The 23,844-nt window shown below is 61.7% G+C and carries 17 protein-coding genes and 1 pseudogene; 16 read left to right on the forward strand and 2 right to left on the reverse strand.

Features of this window, described 5'->3' with window-relative positions:
* Positions 1–9: 9 nt before the first annotated feature.
* From YH3_RS37300 to YH3_RS10915, 12 genes and pseudogenes are all read left to right on the forward strand, one after another.
* A pseudogene (locus tag YH3_RS37300) lies at positions 10–207 on the forward strand (aldehyde dehydrogenase family protein); the annotation flags it as partial.
* 419 nt (positions 208–626) lie between these two features.
* Complete coding sequence (locus tag YH3_RS10865) at positions 627–1,187, forward strand: DUF779 domain-containing protein (RefSeq protein ID WP_064443337.1); 561 nt, start codon at positions 627–629, stop codon at positions 1,185–1,187.
* Positions 1,188–1,352: 165 nt separating this feature from the next.
* A complete protein-coding gene (eat, locus tag YH3_RS10870; RefSeq protein ID WP_085998902.1) occupies positions 1,353–2,825 on the forward strand; it encodes an ethanolamine permease in 1,473 nt (490 codons plus the stop codon).
* Positions 2,822–4,246 carry an ethanolamine ammonia-lyase subunit EutB gene (locus YH3_RS10875; protein WP_007730162.1) on the forward strand — a complete coding sequence of 475 codons (1,425 nt, stop codon included), beginning with the start codon at positions 2,822–2,824 and terminating at the stop codon, positions 4,244–4,246. Before eat ends, YH3_RS10875 begins: the two co-directional genes overlap by 4 nt.
* The gene (gene eutC, locus YH3_RS10880; protein WP_007730164.1) at positions 4,243–5,016 is read left to right on the forward strand and encodes an ethanolamine ammonia-lyase subunit EutC; all 774 of its coding nucleotides are present in this window, start codon (positions 4,243–4,245) and stop codon (positions 5,014–5,016) included. The genes YH3_RS10875 and eutC overlap by 4 nt, the downstream gene beginning before the upstream one ends.
* Positions 5,017–5,098: 82 nt before the next feature.
* Positions 5,099–6,397, forward strand: a complete 1,299-nt coding sequence (locus tag YH3_RS10885; RefSeq protein ID WP_007730167.1) for an HAD family phosphatase — start codon at positions 5,099–5,101, stop codon at positions 6,395–6,397.
* A gap of 142 nt (positions 6,398–6,539) precedes the next feature.
* Entirely contained in the window at positions 6,540–7,079 is a 540-nt protein-coding gene (locus tag YH3_RS10890; protein ID WP_007730168.1) for a hypothetical protein, read from the forward strand.
* A gap of 331 nt (positions 7,080–7,410) precedes the next feature.
* Complete coding sequence (locus YH3_RS10895; protein WP_085998903.1) at positions 7,411–8,688, forward strand: MFS transporter; 1,278 nt, start codon at positions 7,411–7,413, stop codon at positions 8,686–8,688.
* Positions 8,689–8,895: 207 nt separating this feature from the next.
* The gene (locus YH3_RS10900) at positions 8,896–10,533 is read left to right on the forward strand and encodes an AMP-binding protein (RefSeq protein WP_039973143.1); all 1,638 of its coding nucleotides are present in this window, start codon (positions 8,896–8,898) and stop codon (positions 10,531–10,533) included.
* A 4-nt stretch (positions 10,534–10,537) separates the two neighbouring features.
* On the forward strand, positions 10,538–12,205 hold the full coding sequence (locus tag YH3_RS10905; protein WP_003942072.1) for a sigma-54-dependent Fis family transcriptional regulator: 1,668 nt from the start codon (positions 10,538–10,540) through the stop codon (positions 12,203–12,205).
* A 108-nt stretch (positions 12,206–12,313) separates the two neighbouring features.
* Complete coding sequence (locus YH3_RS10910) at positions 12,314–13,813, forward strand: aldehyde dehydrogenase family protein (protein WP_007730174.1); 1,500 nt, start codon at positions 12,314–12,316, stop codon at positions 13,811–13,813.
* A 47-nt stretch (positions 13,814–13,860) separates the two neighbouring features.
* Entirely contained in the window at positions 13,861–14,973 is a 1,113-nt protein-coding gene (locus YH3_RS10915) for an NDMA-dependent alcohol dehydrogenase (RefSeq protein WP_003942086.1), read from the forward strand.
* A gap of 55 nt (positions 14,974–15,028) precedes the next feature.
* Here the strand turns inward: YH3_RS10915 and YH3_RS10920 are convergent, their stop codons facing one another.
* The gene (locus tag YH3_RS10920; RefSeq protein ID WP_064443338.1) at positions 15,029–16,477 is read right to left on the reverse strand and encodes a hypothetical protein; all 1,449 of its coding nucleotides are present in this window, start codon (positions 16,475–16,477) and stop codon (positions 15,029–15,031) included.
* Positions 16,478–16,701: 224 nt separating this feature from the next.
* Here YH3_RS10920 and YH3_RS10925 point away from each other — a divergent pair, with 224 nt between their 5' ends.
* The 3 genes from YH3_RS10925 to YH3_RS10935 all read left to right on the forward strand — a co-directional run bounded on the left by YH3_RS10925 (position 16,702) and on the right by YH3_RS10935 (position 21,932).
* Positions 16,702–18,948: an MMPL family transporter gene (locus YH3_RS10925; protein WP_047268953.1), complete on the forward strand. Its 2,247-nt coding sequence runs from the start codon at positions 16,702–16,704 to the stop codon at positions 18,946–18,948.
* A 183-nt stretch (positions 18,949–19,131) separates the two neighbouring features.
* Positions 19,132–20,571, forward strand: coding sequence for a hypothetical protein (locus YH3_RS10930; RefSeq protein ID WP_064443339.1), 1,440 nt, complete (start codon positions 19,132–19,134; stop codon positions 20,569–20,571).
* Entirely contained in the window at positions 20,568–21,932 is a 1,365-nt protein-coding gene (locus tag YH3_RS10935; protein WP_064443340.1) for a PQQ-binding-like beta-propeller repeat protein, read from the forward strand. Before YH3_RS10930 ends, YH3_RS10935 begins: the two co-directional genes overlap by 4 nt.
* On the opposite strand, the gene dctA is transcribed toward YH3_RS10935, so the two are convergent.
* On the reverse strand, positions 21,910–23,316 hold the full coding sequence (gene dctA / locus YH3_RS10940; protein WP_064443341.1) for a C4-dicarboxylate transporter DctA: 1,407 nt from the start codon (positions 23,314–23,316) through the stop codon (positions 21,910–21,912). The genes YH3_RS10935 and dctA overlap by 23 nt on opposite strands.
* Positions 23,317–23,504: 188 nt before the next feature.
* On the opposite strand from dctA, the gene YH3_RS10945 reads away from it, so the two are divergent.
* Positions 23,505–23,765, forward strand: a complete 261-nt coding sequence (locus YH3_RS10945) for a GlsB/YeaQ/YmgE family stress response membrane protein (RefSeq protein WP_003942027.1) — start codon at positions 23,505–23,507, stop codon at positions 23,763–23,765.
* Positions 23,766–23,844 lie beyond the last annotated feature (79 nt).

Below are 23,844 nucleotides of genomic sequence, written 5' to 3' on the forward strand. Positions count from 1 at the left end.
GGCGGAGTCGCCTACCGCGCAGGCCGCGACATCCAGGCCGGTCGCGTCTGGACCAACACGTACCACCAGTACCCGGCACATGCCGCCTTCGGTGGATACAAGCAGTCCGGCATCGGCCGCGAGAACCACCTGATGATGCTCTCGCACTACCAGCAGACCAAGAACCTCCTGGTCAGCTACGCCCAGAAGGCTCAGGGCTTCTTCTGATGCAATGACCAGGTGGGAACCGAAGTCGATGTTGCGCCGCAGGCCTACCGTTGTTTTGCGGCGCAACATGTTTCGAAGGATTCTACTCGATTTGGGTCTGGCGCGTAGGACCATTTAGCGCTGGCGACAAGCACTCGACATCAATGGATGGTATTTCACTCTCTATCGGAGTGACGCTTGAGTTCGGAGCAAACGGGGCCATGGACAGCGGCGGACAGTTTGACGGTTGATGCCTATTTGTGCGTTTCAATCGACACGTCTGATTGTGCCCGAGGAGTCAAGGGGCCTTGACCCCGCGGGTTGGACACGCTTGATCCTGGTCTCAGACCCTACCCACCGGCACCCGTGAGCCCCTCGCTGCGGGTGCCGGTGAGCAAGACTGCAACACGCGAAACCTGCACAAACACACGGAGGTTGGAATGAGCGCCACGGACACACCCGATACCGGCGCCGTTCCACCCCCGTTGGTGACCACCGCTGGGGCGGCTGACCTCCTGCGCCGCCTCAGCGGGACTCACGGCGAACTGATGATGCATCAATCCGGCGGATGCTGCGACGGCTCGGCCCCGATGTGTTATCCCTCAGGCGAATTCATCGTCGGGGACCGTGACGTACTACTCGGAATCGTCGATCTCCGACTTGCTGTCGGAGAGACTCCCGAAGACCTTCCCACCGGAACCGACGCTGTACAGGTCTGGATTTCCGGATCACAGTTCGAAGCCTGGAAGCACACCCAGTTGGTACTGGACGTCGTGCCCGGCCGCGGCAGTGGATTCAGCCTGGAGTCTCCTGAAGGATTCAGATTCCTCAGTCGAGCAAGGGCATTCACACCGGACGAAAACGAAGCACTCGGCGCGTCGAGCATTCTCGTGGGCGCTGATTGGGAAGCGGGCGTGCGTCCTTTGCCCCCGACGGTTCCCCAGGTGGTCGCCGAGGCCGTCGACGCCTGCCCGGTGCCGGGCGCGGCCGCCCGATCCTGAGAACGGCAGCCTGAAGAAGATCTGAACAGACTCGGGGCCGCTCACATGACAGCCAGTTAACAGCACGGTCATCTCCAGGCGACCTTCTCCGTACATCGCCCACATACCGTTCATTTCACGCGACGCATCCACCGTGCGTCGTCTCATTCTTGACCGATTCAGAGGATGGACATGTCTCTTTCCGACCACGCAACCGGCAAAAACGCCGGTGCCGCGGGTGCACACCACGACGGCGCAGACTTCCATGCGGAAGACAATTCGTATCTGGAGAAACGAACACTCCGAAAGGGAACAGCAGGGTGGGTGCTGCTTGCGGGGTTGGGTGTCAGCTATGTGATTTCCGGTGACTACGCCGGCTGGAACAACGGTCTGGCCGAAGGTGGTTTCGGTGGCCTTCTCATCGCGGCGGTTGTCATCGCGGGTATGTACCTGGCGATGGTGCTCGGTATGGCCGAGATGTCGTCGGCACTTCCTGCCGCTGGTGGTGGATACACGTTTGCCAGACGGGCCATGGGGCCCTGGGGCGGATTTGCCACCGGCACAGCAATTCTCATCGAGTACTCGATAGCACCCGCAGCGATCGCGACCTTCATCGGTGCGTACGTCGAGTCCCTGAACCTGTTCGGGATCACCGACGGCTGGTGGGTGTACCTCGCGGTGTACGCGATCTTCATCGGCATTCACCTCACCGGCGCCGGTGAGGCACTCAAGGCGATGTTCATCATCACCGCCATTGCACTCGTCGGCCTGGTCGTGTTCGCGGTTTCGGCTGTCGGCCTTTTCGATTCGTCCAACCTCACCGATATCGCCGTCGAAACCAGCGCAGTCGGATCGTCGTCGTTCCTGCCATTCGGTCTGCTCGGAATCTGGGCCGCCGTGCCCTTCGCGATCTGGTTCTTCCTTGCGGTCGAAGGTGTACCGCTGGCCGCCGAGGAAGCACGTGAGCCGGAGAAGAACGTCCCCCGCGGCATCATCATCAGCATGTTGATCCTGATCGTCACAGGCGCAACGGTTCTCTTCCTCGCCACCGGTGCGCTCGGCGCAGACGCCCTGTCCACCTCCGGAAATCCGCTCGTCGAGGCTCTGGGGGACAGCGGAGCGGCAAAGGCCGTCAACTACATCGGACTTGCCGGTCTGGTCGCGAGCTTCTTCTCGATCATGTACGCCTACTCACGCCAGACGTTTGCGCTCTCCCGCGCCGGCTATCTGCCGAAGAACCTGTCGGTGACCAACAAGCGCAAGGCCCCCACTCTCGCGCTCGTCGTACCCGGAATCATCGGCTTCGCGCTCTCACTCACCGGTGAAGGTGCAATGTTGCTCAACATGGCGGTGTTCGGCGCGGCAGTAAGCTACGTCCTGATGATGGTGAGTCACATCGTTCTTCGTAAGCGTGAGCCGAACATGCCGCGCCCGTACCGCACGCCCGGCGGTATCGCCACCACCTCGTTTGCGCTCGTGATCGCGGCAGTGTCGGTGGTGGCCACCTTCCTGGTCGATCCCGTTGCGGCATTGCTGACGTTGGTCGCCTTCGGAGTTCTGATGGCGTACTTCGGTCTCTACAGTCGTCACCACCTTGTTGCCAACTCGCCGGACGAGGAGTTTGCTGTACTTGCACAGGCGGAAGAAGAATTGGGATGAGTCGCGGGATGGCCAAGTATCACCAGCAGGTATCCGGAACCAACTACTCGTTCGACGGTCTCGTCGATCTGATGGCAAAAGCGACACCACTGCGGTCGGGTGACGAACTAGCCGGTTGCGCGGCAAGCTCCGACGCCGAACGTGCTGCTGCTCAATGGGTTCTGGCTGATCTTCCGTTGACGGTGTTCCTCGAAGATCTGGTGGTTCCGTACGAGGACGACGAGGTAACCAGGCTCATCATCGACAGCCACGATCGCCTGGCCTTTGCGCCGGTGGCCCACCTGACTGTTGGCGGACTACGAGACTGGTTGCTCGAGACCGCGTCGGCGCCGGAAGCTTCCGCACGGTTGTCCGCCGTAAGTCCCGGGCTCACCCCCGAGATGGTTGCGGCGGTCAGCAAGATCATGCGCAATCAGGACCTGATCGCCGTCGCGAAGGCCATCACCGTGACCGCGGGGTTCCGTACGACCATCGGACTGCCCGGCCGGCTGAGCACCCGACTCCAGCCAAACCACCCGACAGACGATCCACGCGGCATCGCGGCGGCCACATTGGACGGTCTCCTGATGGGATGTGGCGACGCCGTCATCGGTATCAACCCTGCGACGGACTCACCCCAGGCCACCTCGGATCTGCTCCACCTGCTCGACGACATCCGTCAGCGATTCGAGATCCCGACTCAGTCGTGCGTGCTCTCGCACGTGACCACCACGATCGGACTGATCGAATCGGGGGTGCCGGTCGATCTCGTCTTCCAGTCGATTGCCGGTACCGAAGGCGCCAATTCCGGTTTCGGAGTGAACATTCCGCTCCTGCGTGAGGGTAACGAGGCCGGGCGCTCCTTGAACCGCGGAACGGTCGGCAACAACGTCATGTACCTGGAGACGGGGCAGGGGTCCGCCCTCAGCTCAGGTGCCCACTACGGCACCGGCGGAGCCCCGGTCGATCAGCAGACACTCGAGACCAGGGCATACGCAGTGGCACGTGATCTCGAACCGCTGCTGGTCAACACCGTGGTCGGCTTCATCGGTCCCGAGTATCTCTACGACGGCAAGCAGATCATTCGCGCGGGCTTGGAGGATCACTTCTGCGGAAAACTCCTCGGGCTGCCGATGGGAGTGGACGTCTGCTACACCAACCACGCCGAAGCCGATCAAGACGACATGGACAACCTGCTCACCTTGCTGGGCGTCGCCGGCGCGGCGTTCGTGATCGCGGTGCCCGGCGCCGACGACGTGATGCTCGGCTATCAAAGTCTGGCGTTCCACGACGCGCTGTATGTGCGTAAGGTTCTCGGTTTGCAGCCCGCCCCGGAGTTCGAGACCTGGCTACACAACTTGGGGATGACCGACGCAAACGGTCGGGTTCTTCCGATCGACGCCGAAATGTCGCCGTTGCGGGCTTTGACGGTGAACTCATGACCGAAGATCAGGCACCGATCCTCGATTTCTGGGGTCCACTGCGCAAGACCACACAATCGCGTATCGGGCTGGGGCGTGCCGGAGATTCGTTGCCCACCAAACGGGTTCTCGAATTCAAGGCAGCTCACGCCGCAGCCCGCGACGCGGTCCACGAGCCACTCGACTCCGAGACGCTTGCCAGTCGGGTCGAAGGGGTGGGCATCGGGGCGCCGGTGGTGGTCGCGAGCAGCGTCTCCACCCGCAGTGAGTATCTCCGGAGACCCGACCTGGGGCGCCAACCGGCTGACCTGGGTGCGATCTCGAGTTCCGACAAGGAAATCGGGTTCATCCTCGCCGACGGACTCTCGCCGCGAGCACTGATGGACCACGGCGAGCAATTACTGTCTGCGTTGGTCACGGTGTTGGGGGAGCGGTACTCGATCGCGCCGCCCGTGATCGCCACGAATGCCCGTGTGGCACTGGGTGATCACATCGCTGCCGCGATGGGAGTGCAGACGGCGATCGTCCTGATCGGCGAACGTCCAGGGCTCTCCGTTGCGGACAGTGTCGGGATCTATCTGACTCACCTTCCCCGCGTCGGTCGTACCGACGCGGATCGAAACTGCATTTCCAATGTCCACCCACCCGAGGGACTCGGATACGAGCAGGCTGCTCGTGTCGTCCTGGGATTGGTGACGGGAGCGCGCCAGTTGGGCCGCTCCGGCGTCGACCTCAAGGACACCTCTCGCGCCGACGCCGTTGCGTCGGGAGAAGTGCTGACGCTCGATTAATTGACAACTGCACGGCATACCCGGGTCGATCGACACTCGGGTATGCCGTCGTACCCGAATCACGACGAAAACGAGGGAATCGATGTTCCGTTCGCTGCATGCCCGCGCCCTGTGTGCGTTGGCGGTAGGTAGTGTCCTGTTGAGTGCAACTGCATGTAGTTCGGCCGAGAGCTCCCCGAAAGAAGTTGTGGCGCAGAGTGGTTCATCCTGTGCTGCGTTGGATCCCAGTCTGGCGTGGTACGGCGACAACCGTGTGAGGTTGGATGCCATGATGACGGAGTTCGGAACGTGTGGAGCTGCAGGTGATGTCGATGACGGAGCTCCGTTGGCGCTCTTCGACTGGGACAACACAGTTGTCAAGAACGACATCGGAAGCGCCACCGCATTCTGGATGATCAAGAACAACAAGGTGTTACAGCCTGCCGGAGGGGACTGGGCAACCACCAGCCGCTTCATGACGCCAGCCGGCGCTGCCGCACTTTCCGCCGCGTGCGGCTCCGAGACCGCGCCGGGGCAACCGTTGGCAACCAGCACCGACTTGGACTGCGCGGACGAGATCGTTGCGGTACTCGAAGAGAAGACTCGCGACGGCCAGGCCGCATTCGACGGTTACGATCACCGCCGGACAAAAGCCGCATACGCGTGGGCCGTGCAGTTGATGGCAGGGCACACCGAGGACGAGATCACCGAGTACGCCCGCGCAGCGCGTGCCGAGAATCTCGCTGCTGCAGAAGGATCCGATCAGACCGTCGGTACGACGGAAGTCGACGGCTCGGTGCGGTACTACGCGCAAATCGAAGATTTGGTGAAATCCCTCGGCGCTCATGGATTCGACGTGCGGATCATCTCCGCGTCGGCCGAACCGGTCGTTCGAGTCTGGGCGGAACAGCTGGGATTGGACGCCGATCACGTGATGGGAGTTCGGCCCATCGTCGAGGGCGGGGTTCTCACCGGGCGCCTGCGTGGGTGTGGTGGCGTTGCGGACGGCGACGACTCTGTCATTCCGTACATCGACGGCAAGCGGTGCCAGGTCAACGAGGTTGTCTACGGGGTTCAAGGGCCTACGGCGTTCGAGCAGTTGGCCGCCGATCGACGTCAGGTATTTGCTGCCGGTGATTCTGTCACCGACGTGACGTTCCTCGGAGATGCGACCGGTGCGCGCCTGGTGATCAACCGCAACAATCCCGAACTGATGTGCAATGCCTACGACAACAGTGACGGGAAATGGCTGGTCAACCCCATGTTCATCGAACCGAAGTCCCGGGCGGACGCTCCCTATCACTGCTCGACCGATGCTTACACCGACGCGGCCGGGGCAAAAGGTGCCGTGACTCGCGTAGACGGCAGCGTGATCCCCGATCAGGCCGATACCGTCGCGTGACGGTCGACTTGTCGCGGTGACTTCACAACGATCGATCGGGGTGTGATCTGATTCTGTCGAGCCCTTTGTCGGGCTGCGGAAACCCACGGGTGTCCGCTGTGATGCTGGAGCCGCAGAGGCGGCACGTGAGTAGGAGAAATCGATGGCCTTCGCTGGCAATGTGGACGAGTTGGCACTGCTCCAAGCAGTACGTCTCAAGGAGCGGGTCGGAGCGGTCGTCCTGGCCGAGCACCTGGGCGTCAGCTCGGCTTCCGGTCAAGCTGCGTACGACGCACTTGTCGCGCAGGGCAAAGCGGTCGAAGCGGAAAACGCCATCAGCCTGACCGAGAAAGGTTTGGCAGAACTCGAAGATCAGTTGGACGCCGAGCGCGTCTCGATCGACGAGGACTCCATCGGTGAGGTGTACGAGGCGTTCCTTCCCTTGGACGAGGAGTTCGCCGCGCTCATCGACGACGCAGATGCGGATTCCCTTGCAGAGCTGGATCGCCGGGCGGCAAACCTGTTCGACGATCTGTCGGCATTCGTTCCGCGGTTGTCTCGTTACCAGGATCTCTTCTCGGATGCTCTCGCGAAAGTGCAAGCGGGGGAGTCCAAGTGGATTTCCGAACCGATCATCGACTCCTACGCCACGGTGTGGGGCGAGATCCGTCAGGAACTGTTCGGGGCTGCCGGTAAGGCTTGATCCGTAGCGTTGCACCGTGACGCCGTTTCTCGAGGGCCGTCCGATTCGTGAGAGCGAATCGGACGGCCTGCGGCATGTCGAGGGTCGTGAAACTCGTTACCATTGCATACAAGTGGTGACCGAGATCACTCCTACCCCCTTTCGGGGGTAGTGCGGGGGTGAGCCACATCACTACCTTTCCTCCTATCGACGGTGATGCCCACAGGGCGACACCACGGGACCACGGAGGAATCGAGTGACCACAGTCTCTCCCACAGGCGGCACCAGTGCCGCCGGCGCCGGGGGTGCGAGTGCCGCAGGTGCGACGCAGCCCCCGCAGAACACCACCAGTGTGCGGCGCGTCGCAATCGCGAGTTGCATCGGCACGACTATCGAGTTCTACGACTTCTTCATCTACGGAACCGCTGCGGCACTTGTCTTTCCGACGGTGTTCTTCCCCGCGCTCGGTGCCACTGCGGGAACTGTCGCATCGTTTGCGACTTTCGCAGTCGCATTCATCGCCCGGCCCGTCGGCGCAATGTTGTTCGGACACTTCGGTGATCGCATCGGTCGCAAGAAGACGCTGATCTCGACGCTCCTGCTCATGGGTATCTCGACGCTCCTGATCGGCTTGCTGCCGGGTGCTGCAACCATCGGTGTCGCGGCCCCGATCATCTTGGTGCTCTTGCGATTCGGCCAAGGTTTCGCGGTCGGTGGTGAGTGGGCAGGCGCAACCTTGCTCACCGCGGAATACGCTCCGCCGGGCAAACGTGGTCTGTATGCGATGTTCCCGCAGCTCGGCCCTGCAATCGCCTTCGTTCTCTCGAGCAGTACCTTCCTCATCACCGGCGCAGTTCTCGGCGACACCAACCAGGCTTTCCTCGACTACGGCTGGCGTATCCCGTTCCTGTTCTCCATCGTGTTGGTCGGCATCGGCCTCTACATGCGACTCGCTATCGAGGAGACTCCCGTCTTCAAGGCGGAGCAGGCAGAGCGCGTCGCTGAGCAGAAGAACGAAGCACCACGCACCCTCCCGTTCCTGGATGCTTGGCGGTTCCAGACCAAGGAGATCCTGCTCTCGGCAGGCGCCCTGGCTTGCCTGTTCGCGTTTTTCTACATGGGCACGGCTTTCCTGACGAGCTACGGAACAAAGACCCTCGGCTTCTCCCGTCCGTTCGTCCTGTCGGTCGGTATCGCTTCCGCGGTTGTCTTCGGTGCGGCGATCGTCGTTTCCGCTCTGTACTCGGACCGCATCGGGCGCCGCAAGGTCATCATGATCTCGTGTGGTCTGGCCGTCGTCTGGGCGCTGGTGCTGTTCCCGCTCCTCGACACGGGATCGCCGATCGCGTTCATCATCGGAATGTTCGGCACGCTCATGATCTTCGGAATCGCGTACGGCCCCTGCGGTGCGCTGCTTCCGGAAATGTTCCAGACCCGCTACCGCTACACCGGTGCCGGCCTCGGCTACAACCTCGCCGGAGTGCTCGGTGGGGCAGTGCCGCCGCTGATCGCCGCACCGCTGGCCTCGGCCTACGGGAGTATGGCCATCGGAGTCATGTTGGCGATCCTGGGTGTGTTGAGCCTGATCTGCACCTGGGCGCTCGTCGAGACCAAGGACCACGCGCTGTAACCACTGTGCGCCTTTATTAACCGCCGGCGGTTAATAAAGGCGCACAGCAGGCGGGTGGGGTGTCCGGACTCTGAACAGTTACGGCCACCCCGCACCGGGAAGTATGTCGTGCATCACACCGAATCGAGTAAATTCGTAGATGAGAGGGTCCGCTGCGGCGGCCCCTCTCATAGGTGCCTGAACAGGTAACCGGAGAGGACAGAACACATGAGTACGCCGCTGCCCAGCTATACGTCCGGAGTATGGGACGGTCCGATGCTGGGCGACACCATCGGAGACAACCTCGATCGCACGGTTGCCGCACACGGCGACCGCGATGCGTTGATCGACCACGCCAGCGGTCGACGATGGACGTACCGGGAGTTCGCCGAGCAGGTGAACGGGCTCGCTGCCGGACTACTTTCCCGTGGTGTGGGGAAGGGCGATCGGGTAGGAATCTGGGCTCCCAACTGTCCGGAATGGACGTTCACGCAATACGCGACGGCAAAGGTCGGCGCGATCCTGGTCAACATCAATCCGGCGTACCGCTCGCACGAGTTGCAGTACGTACTCGAGCAGGCCGGGATCTCGACGCTGGTGTCTGCGGCCAGCTTCAAGACCTCGGACTACGCGTCGATGATCGAGACGGTGCGGCCGCAGTGCCCGGATCTGACGTCGGTGCTCCTGCTCGGTTCACCCGAGTGGGACGCGGTGCTTGCAGACGGCTTGGCGGCGCAGGCAAGCGATCCGGCTCCGCTCGCCGCAGCCCAGGCCGCGTTGTCGGCCGACGACGCGATCAACATCCAATACACCTCGGGTACTACCGGTTTCCCGAAGGGCGCGACGCTCAGTCACCACAACATCCTCAACAACGGCTATTTCGTCGGCGAGTTGTGCCACTACAGCGAGGTCGATCGGGTGTGCATCCCGGTGCCGTTCTACCACTGTTTCGGCATGGTAATGGGCAACCTTGCGTGCACCAGTCACGGTGCTGCCATGGTCATTCCGGGTCCGGCTTTCGATCCGCGTGCTTCGCTCGAAGCCGTTCAGGCCGAAAAGTGCACGTCCCTCTACGGCGTTCCGACGATGTTCATCGCGGAGTTGGCGTTGCCGGACTTCGACAGCTTCGATCTGTCGTCCCTTCGCACCGGCATCATGGCGGGCTCGCCCTGCCCGGTCGAGGTGATGAAGCAGGTCATCGATCGCATGGGCATGTCGGAGGTGTCCATCTGCTACGGCATGACGGAGACCTCGCCGGTGTCGTTGCAGACCCGCTCGGACGATTCGATCGAGCAGCGCACCGAAACGGTCGGACGGGTAGGGCCGCATCTCGAGATCAAGATCGTCGATCCGGCAACCGGATTGACGGTGCCCCGTGGCGAGCCGGGTGAACTGTGCACGCGTGGTTACTCGGTCATGCTCGGATACTGGGAGAACCCGGAGAAGACCGCCGAGGCGATCGACGCTGCCCGGTGGATGCACACCGGAGACATCGGAGTCATGGACGAGGCCGGATACGTCGCCATCACGGGACGCATCAAGGACATGGTCATCCGCGGTGGCGAGAACGTCTATCCGCGTGAGATCGAGGAGTTCCTCTACACCCACCCCGACATTCTCGATGCGCAGGTCATCGGTGTACCCGACGCAAAGTACGGCGAGGAATTGATGGTGTGGGTCCAGATGCGCGAAGGTGCAGACGATCTCGACGCCGATTCGGTCCGCGCGTTCTGCACCGGCAAGCTCGCGCACTACAAGATTCCGCGGTACGTCCATGTCGTCGACGAGTTCCCGATGACAGTCACGGGCAAGGTCCGCAAGATCGCGATGCGAGAACAGGCGATCGAATTGATCGGTCAGGCCTGAGAGTATGTCCGCGAACCCAGGGGAGCGTGAGCCGGTACGCCCCGAGATCGCGCTCTCCTGGAAGCGTTCTCGACTCAGTGGCCTCGACCCGTCGTCGGCCATCGCCGTGGACACCGAGGAGCAGGACGGTGAGTCTCGTCTGCTCCGGGCAGCCGCACCCGTGCTCGACGAAGTTTCGCAACAGATCGCGGGCACCGGTTTCTGCGTGCTGCTTGCCGATCGAGAATGCCGCGTCGTCGCTTCGGTGTACTCCGACAGTCGCGTCGAGCGAACGATCGAGCGGTTGGGCGTCGTCAACGGTTCACGCTTCGGCGAAGAGCACGCCGGCACCAACGCGCTCGGTACGCCCCTCGAGGTCGGACGAAGCGTGGTGATCCACGGTGACGAGCATTTCCTCGACAGCCTCAAGGGTTTGAGCTGCTACGGACAGCCGATCCTGCATCCCGTCACACGTCGTGTCGAAGGCATTCTCGACATGACCGGCGTTGTCTCGCAGGCCAACCCACTGTTCGCGCCCTTCCTTGCGCGTGCTGCAGCGGACATCGAGAAACGGCTGCTCGAAGGCTCGAAAGCATCGGAGCAGCGGCTGGTCGACGCATTCCAGCGAGTTTCACATCAGCGCCACATTGCCGTCGCGGCCATCGGCGACGACATCCTGCTGAGCAACCGAACCGCTTTGGATTTGCTCGACACCGCAGACCATGTATCGCTCCGTTCCTTGATTGCCGACCTGAATCCGGACCAATCACGATTGGTGACAGTCGAATTGGCGTCCGGCGCTCTGGCGCGAGTTCAAGCCGACCGGATTTCCGGGGCTGACGGTGGTGCGCTCTTCCTGGTCGAACCACTCCAACGGGAACGGGCACCGATCCGCAGAACGCACGAGCGGGCACCGTCTCCGGGCGAACGACTGCGGCGCGACCTGATGCGGGCGCGGGCAACCTCTGCCGCCGTGGCGATCTCTGGTGAAGCGGGATCCGGCCGAACCTCGGCAGCATCGGATGTCGTCGGCAGTGTCGATGCGAGTTGGCTCGATGCCACGCGAATCGCGTTCGACGGCCGTGAGCAGTGGGTCACCGATCTCGTGCGAGCAGCCCGTAAGCGTTCGGGCGTGGTCGTGATCGAACAGGTACAACTCCTTCCTGACTCGGTGTTGCCGCTGGTCGCAGACCTGATCGACGCCAGCGCCGAGGGGCCGAAAATCGTACTGACCAGCGGAGCGGCAGTTGATCTTCCGCCGACCATCGCCGCGCTGCTCTCACGATGCGCCTCCCGGGTTGTCATCACCCCACTGCGCGAGCGACAGGCTGAGATCGCCGAGTTGGCACAAGTCATGTTGGAGGGGATCTCGCCAGAACTGAGGTTGACCGCCAGCGCTGCCGAAGCACTCGCGGCGGCCAACTGGCCGGGCAACCTGGCCGAATTGCGCGTCGTGTTGAATCGCGCCTCGGATGAACGCTCGAGCAATCGCATCGACGTCGCTGATCTGCCCGAGGACTATCGCACCACGACCAAGGTGTCGCGGTTGGCAGGGCGGGAGAAAGCCGAGCGCCAGGCGATCATCGGAGCGTTGAAAGACTGCGGCGGCAACAAGGTTCACGCGTCGGCGCAACTCGGAATCAGCCGAAGCACTCTCTATACACGGATGCGGGCGCTCGACATCACTGTGTAGTTTGCTGTCCGACTTCAGTTGTACAAAGTTCGGACAGTTAGCACCCCTGGAAGCGCGGAAGTATGGCGTGCATCACATTCGCACCTCACTACTTCAGGGGAGTTTCCGATGACGGCAGTAGCCGAACACACCATCAGTTCCGCGGTACAGGGTTTCCTGAACGGACCGAAGAAGCTCTACATCGGCGGCGAATTCGTCGACGCCGCTTCGGGTCAGACCTTCGCGACGTACAACCCGGCTGACGGACAGAAGCTCGCAGACGTGGCACACGGTCAGGCCGAAGACATCGACCGCGCGGTACGTGCCGCTCGAACGGCTTTCGAGGACGGCCCCTGGTCACGTATGAAGGCAAACGAGCGCGAGCGGATGATCTGGCGCGTCGGCGACATTCTCAGTGCTCGTGCCGAGGAATTCGGTCAGCTCGAAGCTCTCGACAACGGCAAGTCCGTTGCCATCGCCACCGCCGTCGACGTGGCTTGGGCCGCAGACGTTTTCCGCTACTACGCGGGTTGGGCCACCAAGATCGAAGGCAGCACCGTCAACGTGTCGATGCCCTTCTCTCCGGGCGGCGAGTTCCACGCCTACACCCTGCGTGAGGCGATCGGCGTCTGTGGACTGATCGTGCCGTGGAACTTCCCGCTGCTGATGTCGTCGTGGAAGCTCGCCCCCGCGCTCGCCGCCGGCAACACGGTGATCCTCAAGCCCGCTGAGCAGACCCCGCTCACCGCACTGCTTCTCGCGGAGGTCTTCGAAGAAGCAGGCTTCCCGCCCGGCGTCGTCAACATCGTTCCCGGCTTCGGCGATGCAGGTGCTGCTCTGTCCGGCCACGACGACGTGGACAAGGTTGCGTTCACCGGTTCCACCGAGGTGGGTAAGAAGATCGTCGACGCCGCCAAGGGCAATCTGAAGAAGGTTACGCTCGAGCTCGGTGGCAAGAGCCCCAATATCGTGTTCGCCGACGCCGATTTCGATTCCGCGGTGGAGGGTTCGCTCAACGCGTGGCTGTTCAACCACGGACAGTGCTGCGTTGCGGGTACTCGTCTGTACGTCGAGGACACCATCTTCGAGAAGTTCACCGAGGCCGTCGCGCACGCAGCGAGCCAGGTCAAGATCGGACCCGGCCTCGATCCCACCACCCAGCTCGGACCGCTGGTCTCGCAGGAGCAGTTCGACAAGGTGACCGGCTACCTGCGTGAGGGAATCGCCGACGGCGCACGTGCACTGACGGGCGGCAACCGCTGGGGCGATCAGGGCTACTTCGTCGAGCCGACCGTCTTCGTTGACGTCAAGCCCGAATTCTCCATCGTTCAGGAGGAGATCTTCGGACCCGTCGTGGCGGCGCTGCCGTTCAATGGGGACGACGGACCGATCACTGCCGCAAACGATTCCATCTACGGCTTGGCCGCCGGCATCTGGACCCGGGACATTTCCAAGGCTCACCGCACGGCGAAGCGCTTGAAGGCCGGTTCGGTATGGATCAACCAGTACAACGGCTTCGACACTGCAATGCCCTTCGGTGGATACAAGCAGTCCGGCTGGGGCCGCGAGCTCGGCGCTTCGGCTATCGATCTCTACACCCAGACCAAGGCCGTCAACATCGCTCTCTGACCGACCCCATCGCTCATTCTCTCGTCCGACAATCAAGGAGATCACCAGTGAAGACCAAAGCTGCTGTACTGCTCGAGCCCGGAAAGCCTTTCGAGATCATGGAACTCGACCTCGACGGCCCGGGTGTGGGTGAGGTACTGATCAAGTACACCGCTGCCGGACTGTGCCATTCGGATCTGCACCTGACCGACGGTGATCTCCCGCCGCGTTACCCGATCGTCGGCGGACACGAAGGCTCGGGCATCATCGAAGAGGTCGGCCCAGGCGTCACGAAGGTCAAGCCGGGCGACCATGTCGTGTGTAGCTTCATCCCCAACTGCGGCACCTGTCGCTACTGCTCGACCGGTCGCCAGAACCTCTGCGACATGGGTGCCACCATCCTCGAAGGCTCGATGCCCGACGGTTCCTTCCGTTTCCACGGCAACGGAATGGATTTCGGCGGAATGTGCATGTTGGGAACGTTCTCCGAGCGCGCCACCATTTCTCAGCACTCGGTAGTCAAGATCGACGACTGGCTTCCCTTGGAGACAGCGGTGGTCGTCGGCTGCGGCGTGCCTTCGGGTTGGGGAACGGCAGTAAATGCCGGTAACCTTCGCGCCGGTGACACCGCTGTGATCTACGGCATCGGTGGTCTCGGCATCAACGCCGTCCAGGGCGCCGTTTCGGCCGGCTGCAAGTACGTCGTTGTGGTCGATCCGGTTGCTCTCAAGCGTGAGACCGCACTGAAGTTCGGTGCAACCCATGCCTTTGCAGACGCCGAGAGCGCTGCTGCCAAGGTCAACGAGCTGACGTGGGGACAGGGTGCCGACGCTGCGCTCATCCTTGTCGGCACCGTCGACGAGGACGTGGTCAGTGCAGCGACGGCAGTGATCGGCAAGGGTGGCACCGTGGTGATCACGGGACTCGCCGACCCCGCCAAGCTGACCGTTCACGTGTCGGGTACCGACCTGACGCTGAATCAGAAGACGATCAAGGGCACGTTGTTCGGGTCCATGAATCCGCAGTACGACATCGTGCGACTGCTGCGTCTCTACGATGCCGGTCAGCTCAAGCTCGACGAACTGATCACCAACACCTACAGCCTCGAAGACGTCAACAAGGGCTACCAGGATCTACGTGACGGCAAGAACATCCGTGGCGTGATCATTCACGACAAGTAACCCCAAGTGCTGTGCGCCTTTATTAACCGCCCGCGGTTAATAAAGGCGCACAGCACTATTTCTTGGCTTTCGACAAAATCTGCATCAACTGAAGTAGCGCCGAGAACTTCGCGAACACCGAGCGCGAGACCACCGGACCGAAAGCCGCGGTGTCGGTTGCGTCGAAGGCGTCGAGCAGATCGCGGAAACTTTCGACCTGTTTGACCATCGCGTCGAGATCGACGTGCGTGACTGTGTCGGCGTCACGCAGAGCGAGCAGGTACTGCGGCGCCGTCACCAAGGCGACTGCCGGGATCTTCCGCTCGAACAGTGGTTCACCCTCGCCGAAATGAATGACCGGTCCTGGCGCCACGATTCGGCGATCGCCTGCCCCGATGTCGCGCCACAGCGGTGCAACGATGTCGTGTACTTCCCGACTCGTCGCGTAGAGCAGTTCCGGTTCCGGAGTGGTCTCCAACGAATAGCTGCCGATCGAGGTGTTCTCGGTATCACCCAGTGCGCCGAGGTGTTCGATTGCGATCCCCGCTACTGCGCGCGCCTGACCGTCTTCGCCCTTCCACATCTCGGGGTGTGCTTCGAGCCAGGTGGACGTTGCCTGTCCGTGCTTGGACACCGCTGGAATGCGAAGGTGGCCGGTCGTCAGCACAAAAACGTACGACCGTCGATGCGGCTGCGCGACGGCGTGCCGCGCCAAGGCCAACATTCCCAGATGCCCGTTCTCCTCGACGCCGTTGGTTCCGTCGCTGTGAGTGATGAGCAGAATCGTCTCTTCCGGTGATGTCCCCGGGGATACCGCCCACACCGTGTCGGTCCGGGTGTCCGGATGCAGAGTTGCATCCAGAACCAGAGTGGCCCGCTGGCCCGAACGAGCTGCAGCGACAACCTTCCTGCCCTCGTCGCCGGCCACCCAGACGGCGGGGATGTCGTTGTACGGCTGCGTGAACGGAAGATATTGTCCCAGCGCGTTGTCCGGAGCGATGTCACGCCACACCGCGATCACGCCGAGCACTCCGGCTTTGCGGGCCTTGTCGAGTTTCGGGCCAAGAAGAGTCGCGGAGAGAACCGGATTTCGAAGAGTCTCGTCGGTGGCGATCGGACCCCACTCGCTGACCAGTAGTTTGCGGGGAAGATCGATGTGCGGGACCTCGATCACTGCGATCGCGCCCTTGGCCAAGGACCACTTGGGGCGTCGCGCGCTGACGTGGACCAGGGGAGCGGAGACTCCCTGAGGCCCGGTCAATCCCGAGTAGGGGAATGCGGACGAAACCTTGATCGGTCCCGTCGGCAATTCGATGCGAAGTCCGTCAGACGTTGCCGGTAGATCCCAGCGTTCGAAAGTGTGTGAATCACGCCGGACTTCGAGACCCAGTTCGGTCAGTTCGTTCGCGACTTCCTCCACCACCGCGTGGTGTGAAGGTGATCCCGTCAATCGTGGCCCTCGCGCGTCGAGTCGCTGTTGGCCTGCAAGGAGGAGATCGCGATCGACGGCCTGGCCGTGATTCATGGGATTGCCTTTCGTACTACGCGACGTCTGCTCTGGTGAGGCGCCTGCCCGTGTCGTGTCCACGGTACCGAGCGGTCTGAAAAGGAGACGGAGAGCGCGCCGGATATGCCGTTTTCGCAGATATACCAGGTGCCAACGAGCCGGTCGGTCCGTACCGTATGACCTTGGCACCGAAAGACTCCGTGTTCTTCGGACAGACCAGTCCACGGCGAGAGAGGCCTACGTTGGCTACGTATCTTTACAGGTTGGGGAAGTTCGCTTTCCGCCACAAGTATCTTGTGGTGGCCGCGTGGATTATCGTGATCGCGGTGGTGGGGGGCGCTATCAGCGCCACAAATCCGACGTTCTCCAAAGAATTCAACCTTCCGGGCACCGATTCACAGCGTGCGACCGAGTTGATGAACGAGAACTTTGCAGCTGCAGCGGAGCAGCAAACTCAGGCGTCGACCAGTATTCTCATCGCGGCAGACGACGGGCTTGCCGCGCACAGCGATCAGATCGATCAGTTGATCGCGCAGGCGAAGACGTTGCCGGACATCGTCGATCCCGAGAAGATCGTCAATCCGGTCACTCTCGCGGAGGCCAATCCAGCGGTGGCGTCGGCCGTTCTCGGCGACAACGGCAAGGTCGGGCTGATCCAGCTCAATCAGTCGATTCGCATCGAGGATCAGACGCAGGCCAACAAGACCGCGTTCCTCGACTTGATGGCAAAGTTCCGCACCGGCGGCTTGCAAGTCGAAGGAACCGGCTCGATGATGCAGGTGCAGGCCGCGGGCGGTCTGTCGGAGATGCTCGGCTTCGCGGTGGCGTTCATCGTGATGATCGTGGCGTTCGGTGCACTCATCGCGGCGTTCATCCCGTTGTTCACTGCAATTCTGGGAATTGCGCTGGCCACTCTGACTGTCACCCTCGGCTCGGGCTTCTTCGACATCAACGAAGGCGTCACGGGAATCGTCACGATGATCGGCATCGCAGTCTCGATCGACTACGCGTTGTTCATCGTGTCGCGCTACCGCAGTGAGCTCAACCTGGGCGGAACCAGGGAAGCCGCCGCCGGACGCGCAGTAGGTACTGCCGGTTCGTCTGTCGTATTCGCAGGCCTGACAGTGGTGGTTGCGCTGGCGGCCCTGGCGGTGGTCGGGGTTCCGATGATCACGCAGATGGGAATCTCGGCAGCGGTTGCCGTCATCATCGCTGTGCTCGGCGCAATCACATTGATCCCAGCGGTTCTGGGTATCTTCGGCCGATTCGCGTTCTCGCCTCGTATCCCCGGGCTGCGCCACGGTGACGAGCCCGAGACGATGGAATCCAACGGACATCGCTGGGCCAAGATAGTCACCAAGTACCCGTGGCCGATCGCGGGTGCTGCGCTGGTGCTTCTGGTGATCGCGGCTATTCCGATGACGAAGCTCGAACTCGGACTCTCGTTCACTCAGGACGAAGAGCGGCCGGCACTTGCCCTGCTGCAACGTGGGTTCGGTGAAGGCGTCAATGGCGAATTGTTCGTCGTGCTCGACGCGCCTGACGGCACCGACATCACCGCGATTGCCGAAGGCACTGTCGCGCACATCAAGGGCCTCGACAACGTCGCAACTCCGGATCAGTTGATGTGGGTCGGAAACGGACCGGACGCAGCAAACCCGATGGCGGGCGCCAACTCTGCGCTGATCGCGGTCACCCCGCAGATGTCACCGAGCGGCCCCGAAACCCACGAGCTGATGAATCAGATCCGGGATTACGGATCGACGGTGAAATCGGAAGGCGCAGAACTCGGTGTAGCGGGGCAAACCGCGATCGTTGCCGACATGTCGTCGAAGCTCAGTTCCGCGCTCATCCCGTATCTCATCGTGGTTGTGGGGCTGGCGTTCATCATCATGATGGTCGTCTTCCGCTCGATCCTGGTGCCGCTGACCGCAACTCTCGGATTCCTGTTTTCCGTCTGTGCGACCTTCGGCGCCACGGTGGCCATCTTCCAGGAGGGCGACTTCGGGCTGATCGAGCACACACAACCCATCATCTCGTTCCTGCCGATCTTCATGATCGGTGTGGTCTTCGGGTTGGCGATGGACTATCAAGTGTTCCTCGTGACGCGAATGCGCGAGGAATACGTGCACGGATTGTCGGCCAAGGACGCCATCATCTCCGGCTACACCCATGGTGCTCGCGTGGTCGCGTCGGCGGCCATCATCATGATCTCCGTGTTCGGCGCATTCATGCTGTCCTCGGAGACGACAAGCAAGATGATGGGCTTCGGCCTCGCGGCTGCAGTCTTCTTCGACGCCTTCATCATCCGCATGATCGTGATCCCTGCGGTCATGTCGATTCTCGGTGATTCGGCATGGAAGTTGCCGGCGTGGCTCGACAAGATCCTGCCGAACGTCGACATCGAGGGTGAAGCGATTCGACGGATTCCGATCGAGCAGGATCCGGATTCCGATCCAGACCCGAATCAGGTGCCTGTGAGGGTGTAAGCACTCAGGCAGTCAGAACGGGGGGCCAGTTGCACAGCAACTGGCACCCCGTTCTTCTGTGTTCATACGGAGCTCGCGCGATAGGAAACCATCCGGTTGGTAACAGAAATTGCTGTGATCGCGACAGGAATTCCAGAGGCGACGCGCATCGGGGGCGAGCCGTGACGGTGACTGCGAGGGTACGTGTCGAAGGAGCAAACCGATTTGAAGCGGGCCGAGAAGTGGACCTTCGCGCTGACGGTCGTCTCCCTGATCGCCGGTGGGACAGTGGTTGCCGGGCTGGTGGATCGGTGGAGCAGTTCGCCGTCCGATGACATCTCGGTAGCTGCGTCATCTTCGATCACCATGACATCCACACCGGACGAGATTCCGGCGGAAGACGTGCCTGAATTCTCGTACGTCACGCCGAGCGCGGTGTACCCGACAACGATTCCGGGTTGTGAAAGCGTCGAAGCGCCGGAGGAGGATTCGTTCTTCTCCTATATTCTCGACGGATCTGATACGTACGACGATCCACGCTTTCCGTGGTTCTCGAGTGCCAAGGCCGCCGCGATGTCGGAAGCGGTCAAGCAGGCGCTCCCGAAAGATGTCGAGCTGAAGTTCGCCAGCCCGGGTAATTCGCTGCAGTTCGGGCCGATCTCTGCACCTTCGAACACAGATGGGCTGCCCGAGGGTTTCTCGCTCGAGGAGTTGGCGTCCACCACTGCGTCCGGGACGCTGATTCGGGACGGGAAGATCGGCGCGCTCAGCCTGATGCTGCACTCGAGTTCTGATCCGATCCCATCGTGTGTTGCGGGGTCGCTCGTCGAACGTCGGGTGCTGGCTGACCAGTCGGTAGTGGATCTGCAGGATACGTGGAGCGAAACCAATGGTGTACGCACCCTTGGTCGGTCGGCGATGTTGTACGGAGTCGACGGGACCCGTATTCAGGCGTATGTCAACGACACTAACAACGACGGAGGTCGGAACGCCGAGAGTTCCGGCGTGGTGCCACTGACTCTCGACGACCTTGTAACCCTTGTCGAAATGCCACAGCTGCGAATCACTACTCCAGTTCCCCCGGGTACGGCACCCCTTTCGCCCGGGTGCCACGGGATCCCTCGAGACTCTAGCGACGTGGCTGAACTCGATCGCGCGACGATCGAACGTCTCAACGCGGTACTCGAGATCAGATGGCGCGCTGTATCTCCGGGTTTTCCGATTCTTGATACCGGACCGGGCACTCTGACGGTGGCGGAGAATGACAAGTCCACTGCATGTCAGAGACTTCTCACCCGGACGGGAGACAGCGAGTCGACGCTCAACATGACAATTACCGGCGGACAACCACTCCCTACGGAGCCCAACAAATACGACCCTTCCTACGACGGGCACCCCTTGGAGGTCGTGACGCGACCGGATGGATCCGTGATCGAGCGAGACGAACGGAACTACGCGACCGTGCCCATGACAAATGACGGCTCGAAAGCAGAATCGACGCAGGAAACGAGCAGGTCGGTGGTCGTCACCCGCCCGAATGGGACCCAAGTCTCGGTTTCGTCGTCGGCTGCGATCCCGAGCGATCCGATGACGTTCGAGCAGTTGGAGTTTCTCGCGACGACCGAAGGCTTGGAGATTCGATGAGCACCAGATTCTCCCCGAAATCGCGACTTCGGATCGCGGCCGCCGCAGCCGTAGTCACCGCCACTGCCGCCATCGCCACGGTGGTCACGTCGACGAGTTCTGGCCCGACAGCGATCTCGTCGCAGCTATGGAGCGTCGAGGCCTCCGAGATTCTCGGGCGCGAGTTCGCGATCTTCCGGAGCCCGCTTGTTGGAACCGAATTCAAGATGGACATGGGCGGATTCATCGACGCCGGATCACTCGTGGTCACGATGATCGGTATGCCGGACCGCCAGGCATACTCGCTGGACGACGCGGAATTGGTCGCACTCGATGCCGACAACGGCACTGTCCGTTGGCGCACGTCGGCGGTCGACGTCGGTGGTTGCTCCGAGACTCTGCTCGGCAGTTCGGTGCTGTGTTTCTCCGGGCCGTACGTATCCGGTGGTTCGTACTCACTTTTCGACATCGAGACAGGAGAGCGTCGAGACGTCAAGACGCCGTGGGCACCGATCATCGCGGTTGTCTCGGGTGATACGGTCCTCGCGCTCGAGGGTGATATCGAGAGCAACGACGTTCGCGTGCACAGCGGAACCGTCGACGATCCGGAAGCGAACTGGTCCAAAGCGTTCGACGTCGGTGGATCGTGGGAAGCCGGATACGTCGATCCGGTGATGTCGGTGCACGGCGATCTGGGTGTGATCGCTCTCGACGAGTCTCTGGGATTCGACCTGAAGACCGGCGAACAGCGGTGGGTACACGGTTACTCCACCTGTTCGACCGCGCATACGTCGTCGGACGGTGTGACATTGGTGTCGGACGGCGGTTGCGAAGGGAACGGCCGGCCGACAAGTGAGTACGCACTCGATCAGTACGGGCGCGAGTTCGCCAGGACGGACGAACTGCCCTCGGAGTCCTCGTACTACGGCGGGCGATACAGCCGAGATGATCCCGCGGGAAGATCGACTCCGATCATTCTGGGACACAGCGGTTTCGACCGGACTTCCGGCGAGAAATTGTGGTCCAACAGTGAACTCTTCGACACCGCACAGTCGTTGGCGGTGATCGGCAACGTGGTTGCCGTGACCCGTTCCGGTTCCGGACCCGAGGTCCAGTTCGTGGACCTCTTCACCGGTGAGGTCCTGTGGCGATCGAACGCCGAGCGCGCCGGGGAGGTTGTCTGGCACGGCGATGTCGTTATCGACGAGGGAAACGTCTACGGAACGGATGTCCGTACGGGCCAACGTAGTTGGGAGGTTCGGGTGGATCAGGACGGGGACGACGAGTTCACGCCTTGGGCGATGCCGCGGGAGCTGTGGGCGGGGGACAAGATGCTGTTGCGTTCCAGTGAAGACCGCATCACGGCGTTGAAACTGTCTTGAGTGCTTCGGCCTCCGGTGCCGGAACAGTTTTCCCGGTGATCGGATCGACTTCCTCGAGCGGTGGAACGTCTTCTCCGTCGAGCACTCGGCGCATGCGCTCCTTGTCGAGCTGCCCCTCCCAATTGGCGACCACGAAGGTTGCGACACAGTTCCCGAGCAGGTTCACCGACACCCGCATCGAATCCATGATTCGATCGGCGCCCAGTAGGAGAGCGACTGCGGCGACGGGAATTGCGCCGTGACCGATTGCGGCCACGGTGGCCGACAGCGCCAGGAATGACGATCCCGGCACGCCGGCCATTCCCTTCGAGGTGAGCATCAGAACCAGGACGGCAGTGATCTGTTCACCGAGTGTCAGGTCCACGCCGAGTGCCTGCGCCAGAAACAGCATGCAGATCGACAGGTACAGCGTTGCGCCGTCGAGATTGAACGAGTAGCCGGTAGGCACCACCAATCCTGTTGTAGTGCGCGAGCATCCGGCGTTGGTGAGCTTGACCATGATTCGGGGCAGAACTACTTCGGTCGACGCCGTTCCCAAAGCGAGGAAGAGTTCGTCCTTGATGTACTTGACGAATTTCCACAGGTTCACGCCCGCGAAGTACCTGACTATCGCGGCCAGGATGAGGATGAACAGGACGGCGGCGAGATAGCATGCGGCGATCAGCTTTCCGTAACTTCCGAGCGAAGCGATCCCGTACTGACCGACGATGTACGCCATCGCGCCCAAAGCGCCCAACGGCGCCAGTCTCATGATCCAGCCGATGATCGTGAAGAACAGATGGCTCAGACGATCGACGAGTTCGAACACGATCGGTGGTCCACTCTCACCCGCCTTGGCCAATGCGAGCCCGAACAGTACGGCGAAGAAGAGGACTTGGAGGAGTGCGTTCTCGGCGAAGGCCGAAACTATCGACACCGGAATGATATTGAGCAGGAATTCGACGGTGTGGGGAAGTTCGCCACTTCCGGTCTTGGCTGCCACGGCGTCCGCACCGTTCGCCAGCGTCTCCGGATCGATGTCGAATCCCGCACCCGGCTTCATCAGATTTCCGATGAGCAGCCCGAACAACAGGGCGAAGGTGGTCACGACCTCGAAGTAGATGAGTGCTTTGACGCCGATACGCCCCACGGCCTTCAGATCCCCGACGTGGGCGATCCCGATCACAACGGTGCAGAAGATGATCGGCGCGATCAGCATTTTGATCAGCTTGATGAACCCGTCGGCGAGGGGCTTGAGGTTCGCGCCGAATTCCGGCCACAACCAGCCGATGAGAACACCGATGACGATAGCGGCGATCAATTGCACGAACAGTGATCGGTACCAGGGCGGCTTGTTGGCGAGTCGCGCGAGCTCGCTGTTCGGCAGTTTTACGGAAGTTGGCATGGATGGGAACGGTAGGTCCGCTTGATTGCGAAAAAATAACTCGCGAATGTCGTGGATGTAACGCGTCGAGGTTGCATCTCGGACAACAATTCGGTCAACAAGCGACAGTTGTGTGTGACTGTGGTTATTGTTTCTCTGAGCGGTGATCTTCCGTCCGCGTGCATGCACGACGTGTGAGAGGGGCTGTCATGGGGCAAATTATCGGAACCATCATTTTCGGCGCAGTCATCGGAATCCTGGCTCGTCTCGTACTGCCAGGTAAGCAGCAGTACGGCATGATCGTGACCGTCGTGCTGGGTATCGCCGGAGCGCTTATCGGGTACTGGGTCTGGGGAGCGATCTCGGACAAGGGCGACACGGGTGGAATCGACTGGATCCGCTGGATCATCAGCATCGCCGCGGCGGCCGTGCTCTCGATCGGCTACAGCGCCGTCACGGGCAAGAAATAGCAAGCCAACGCAATTCGCGAAGTGCGCCCTCCCGAAGTTCGGGAGGGCGCACTTTTGGTTTGCCCTAGTTGTCCGACCC

Source organism: Rhodococcus sp. YH3-3 (genome assembly GCF_001653035.1).
Classification (GTDB): domain Bacteria; phylum Actinomycetota; class Actinomycetes; order Mycobacteriales; family Mycobacteriaceae; genus Rhodococcus_F; species Rhodococcus_F qingshengii.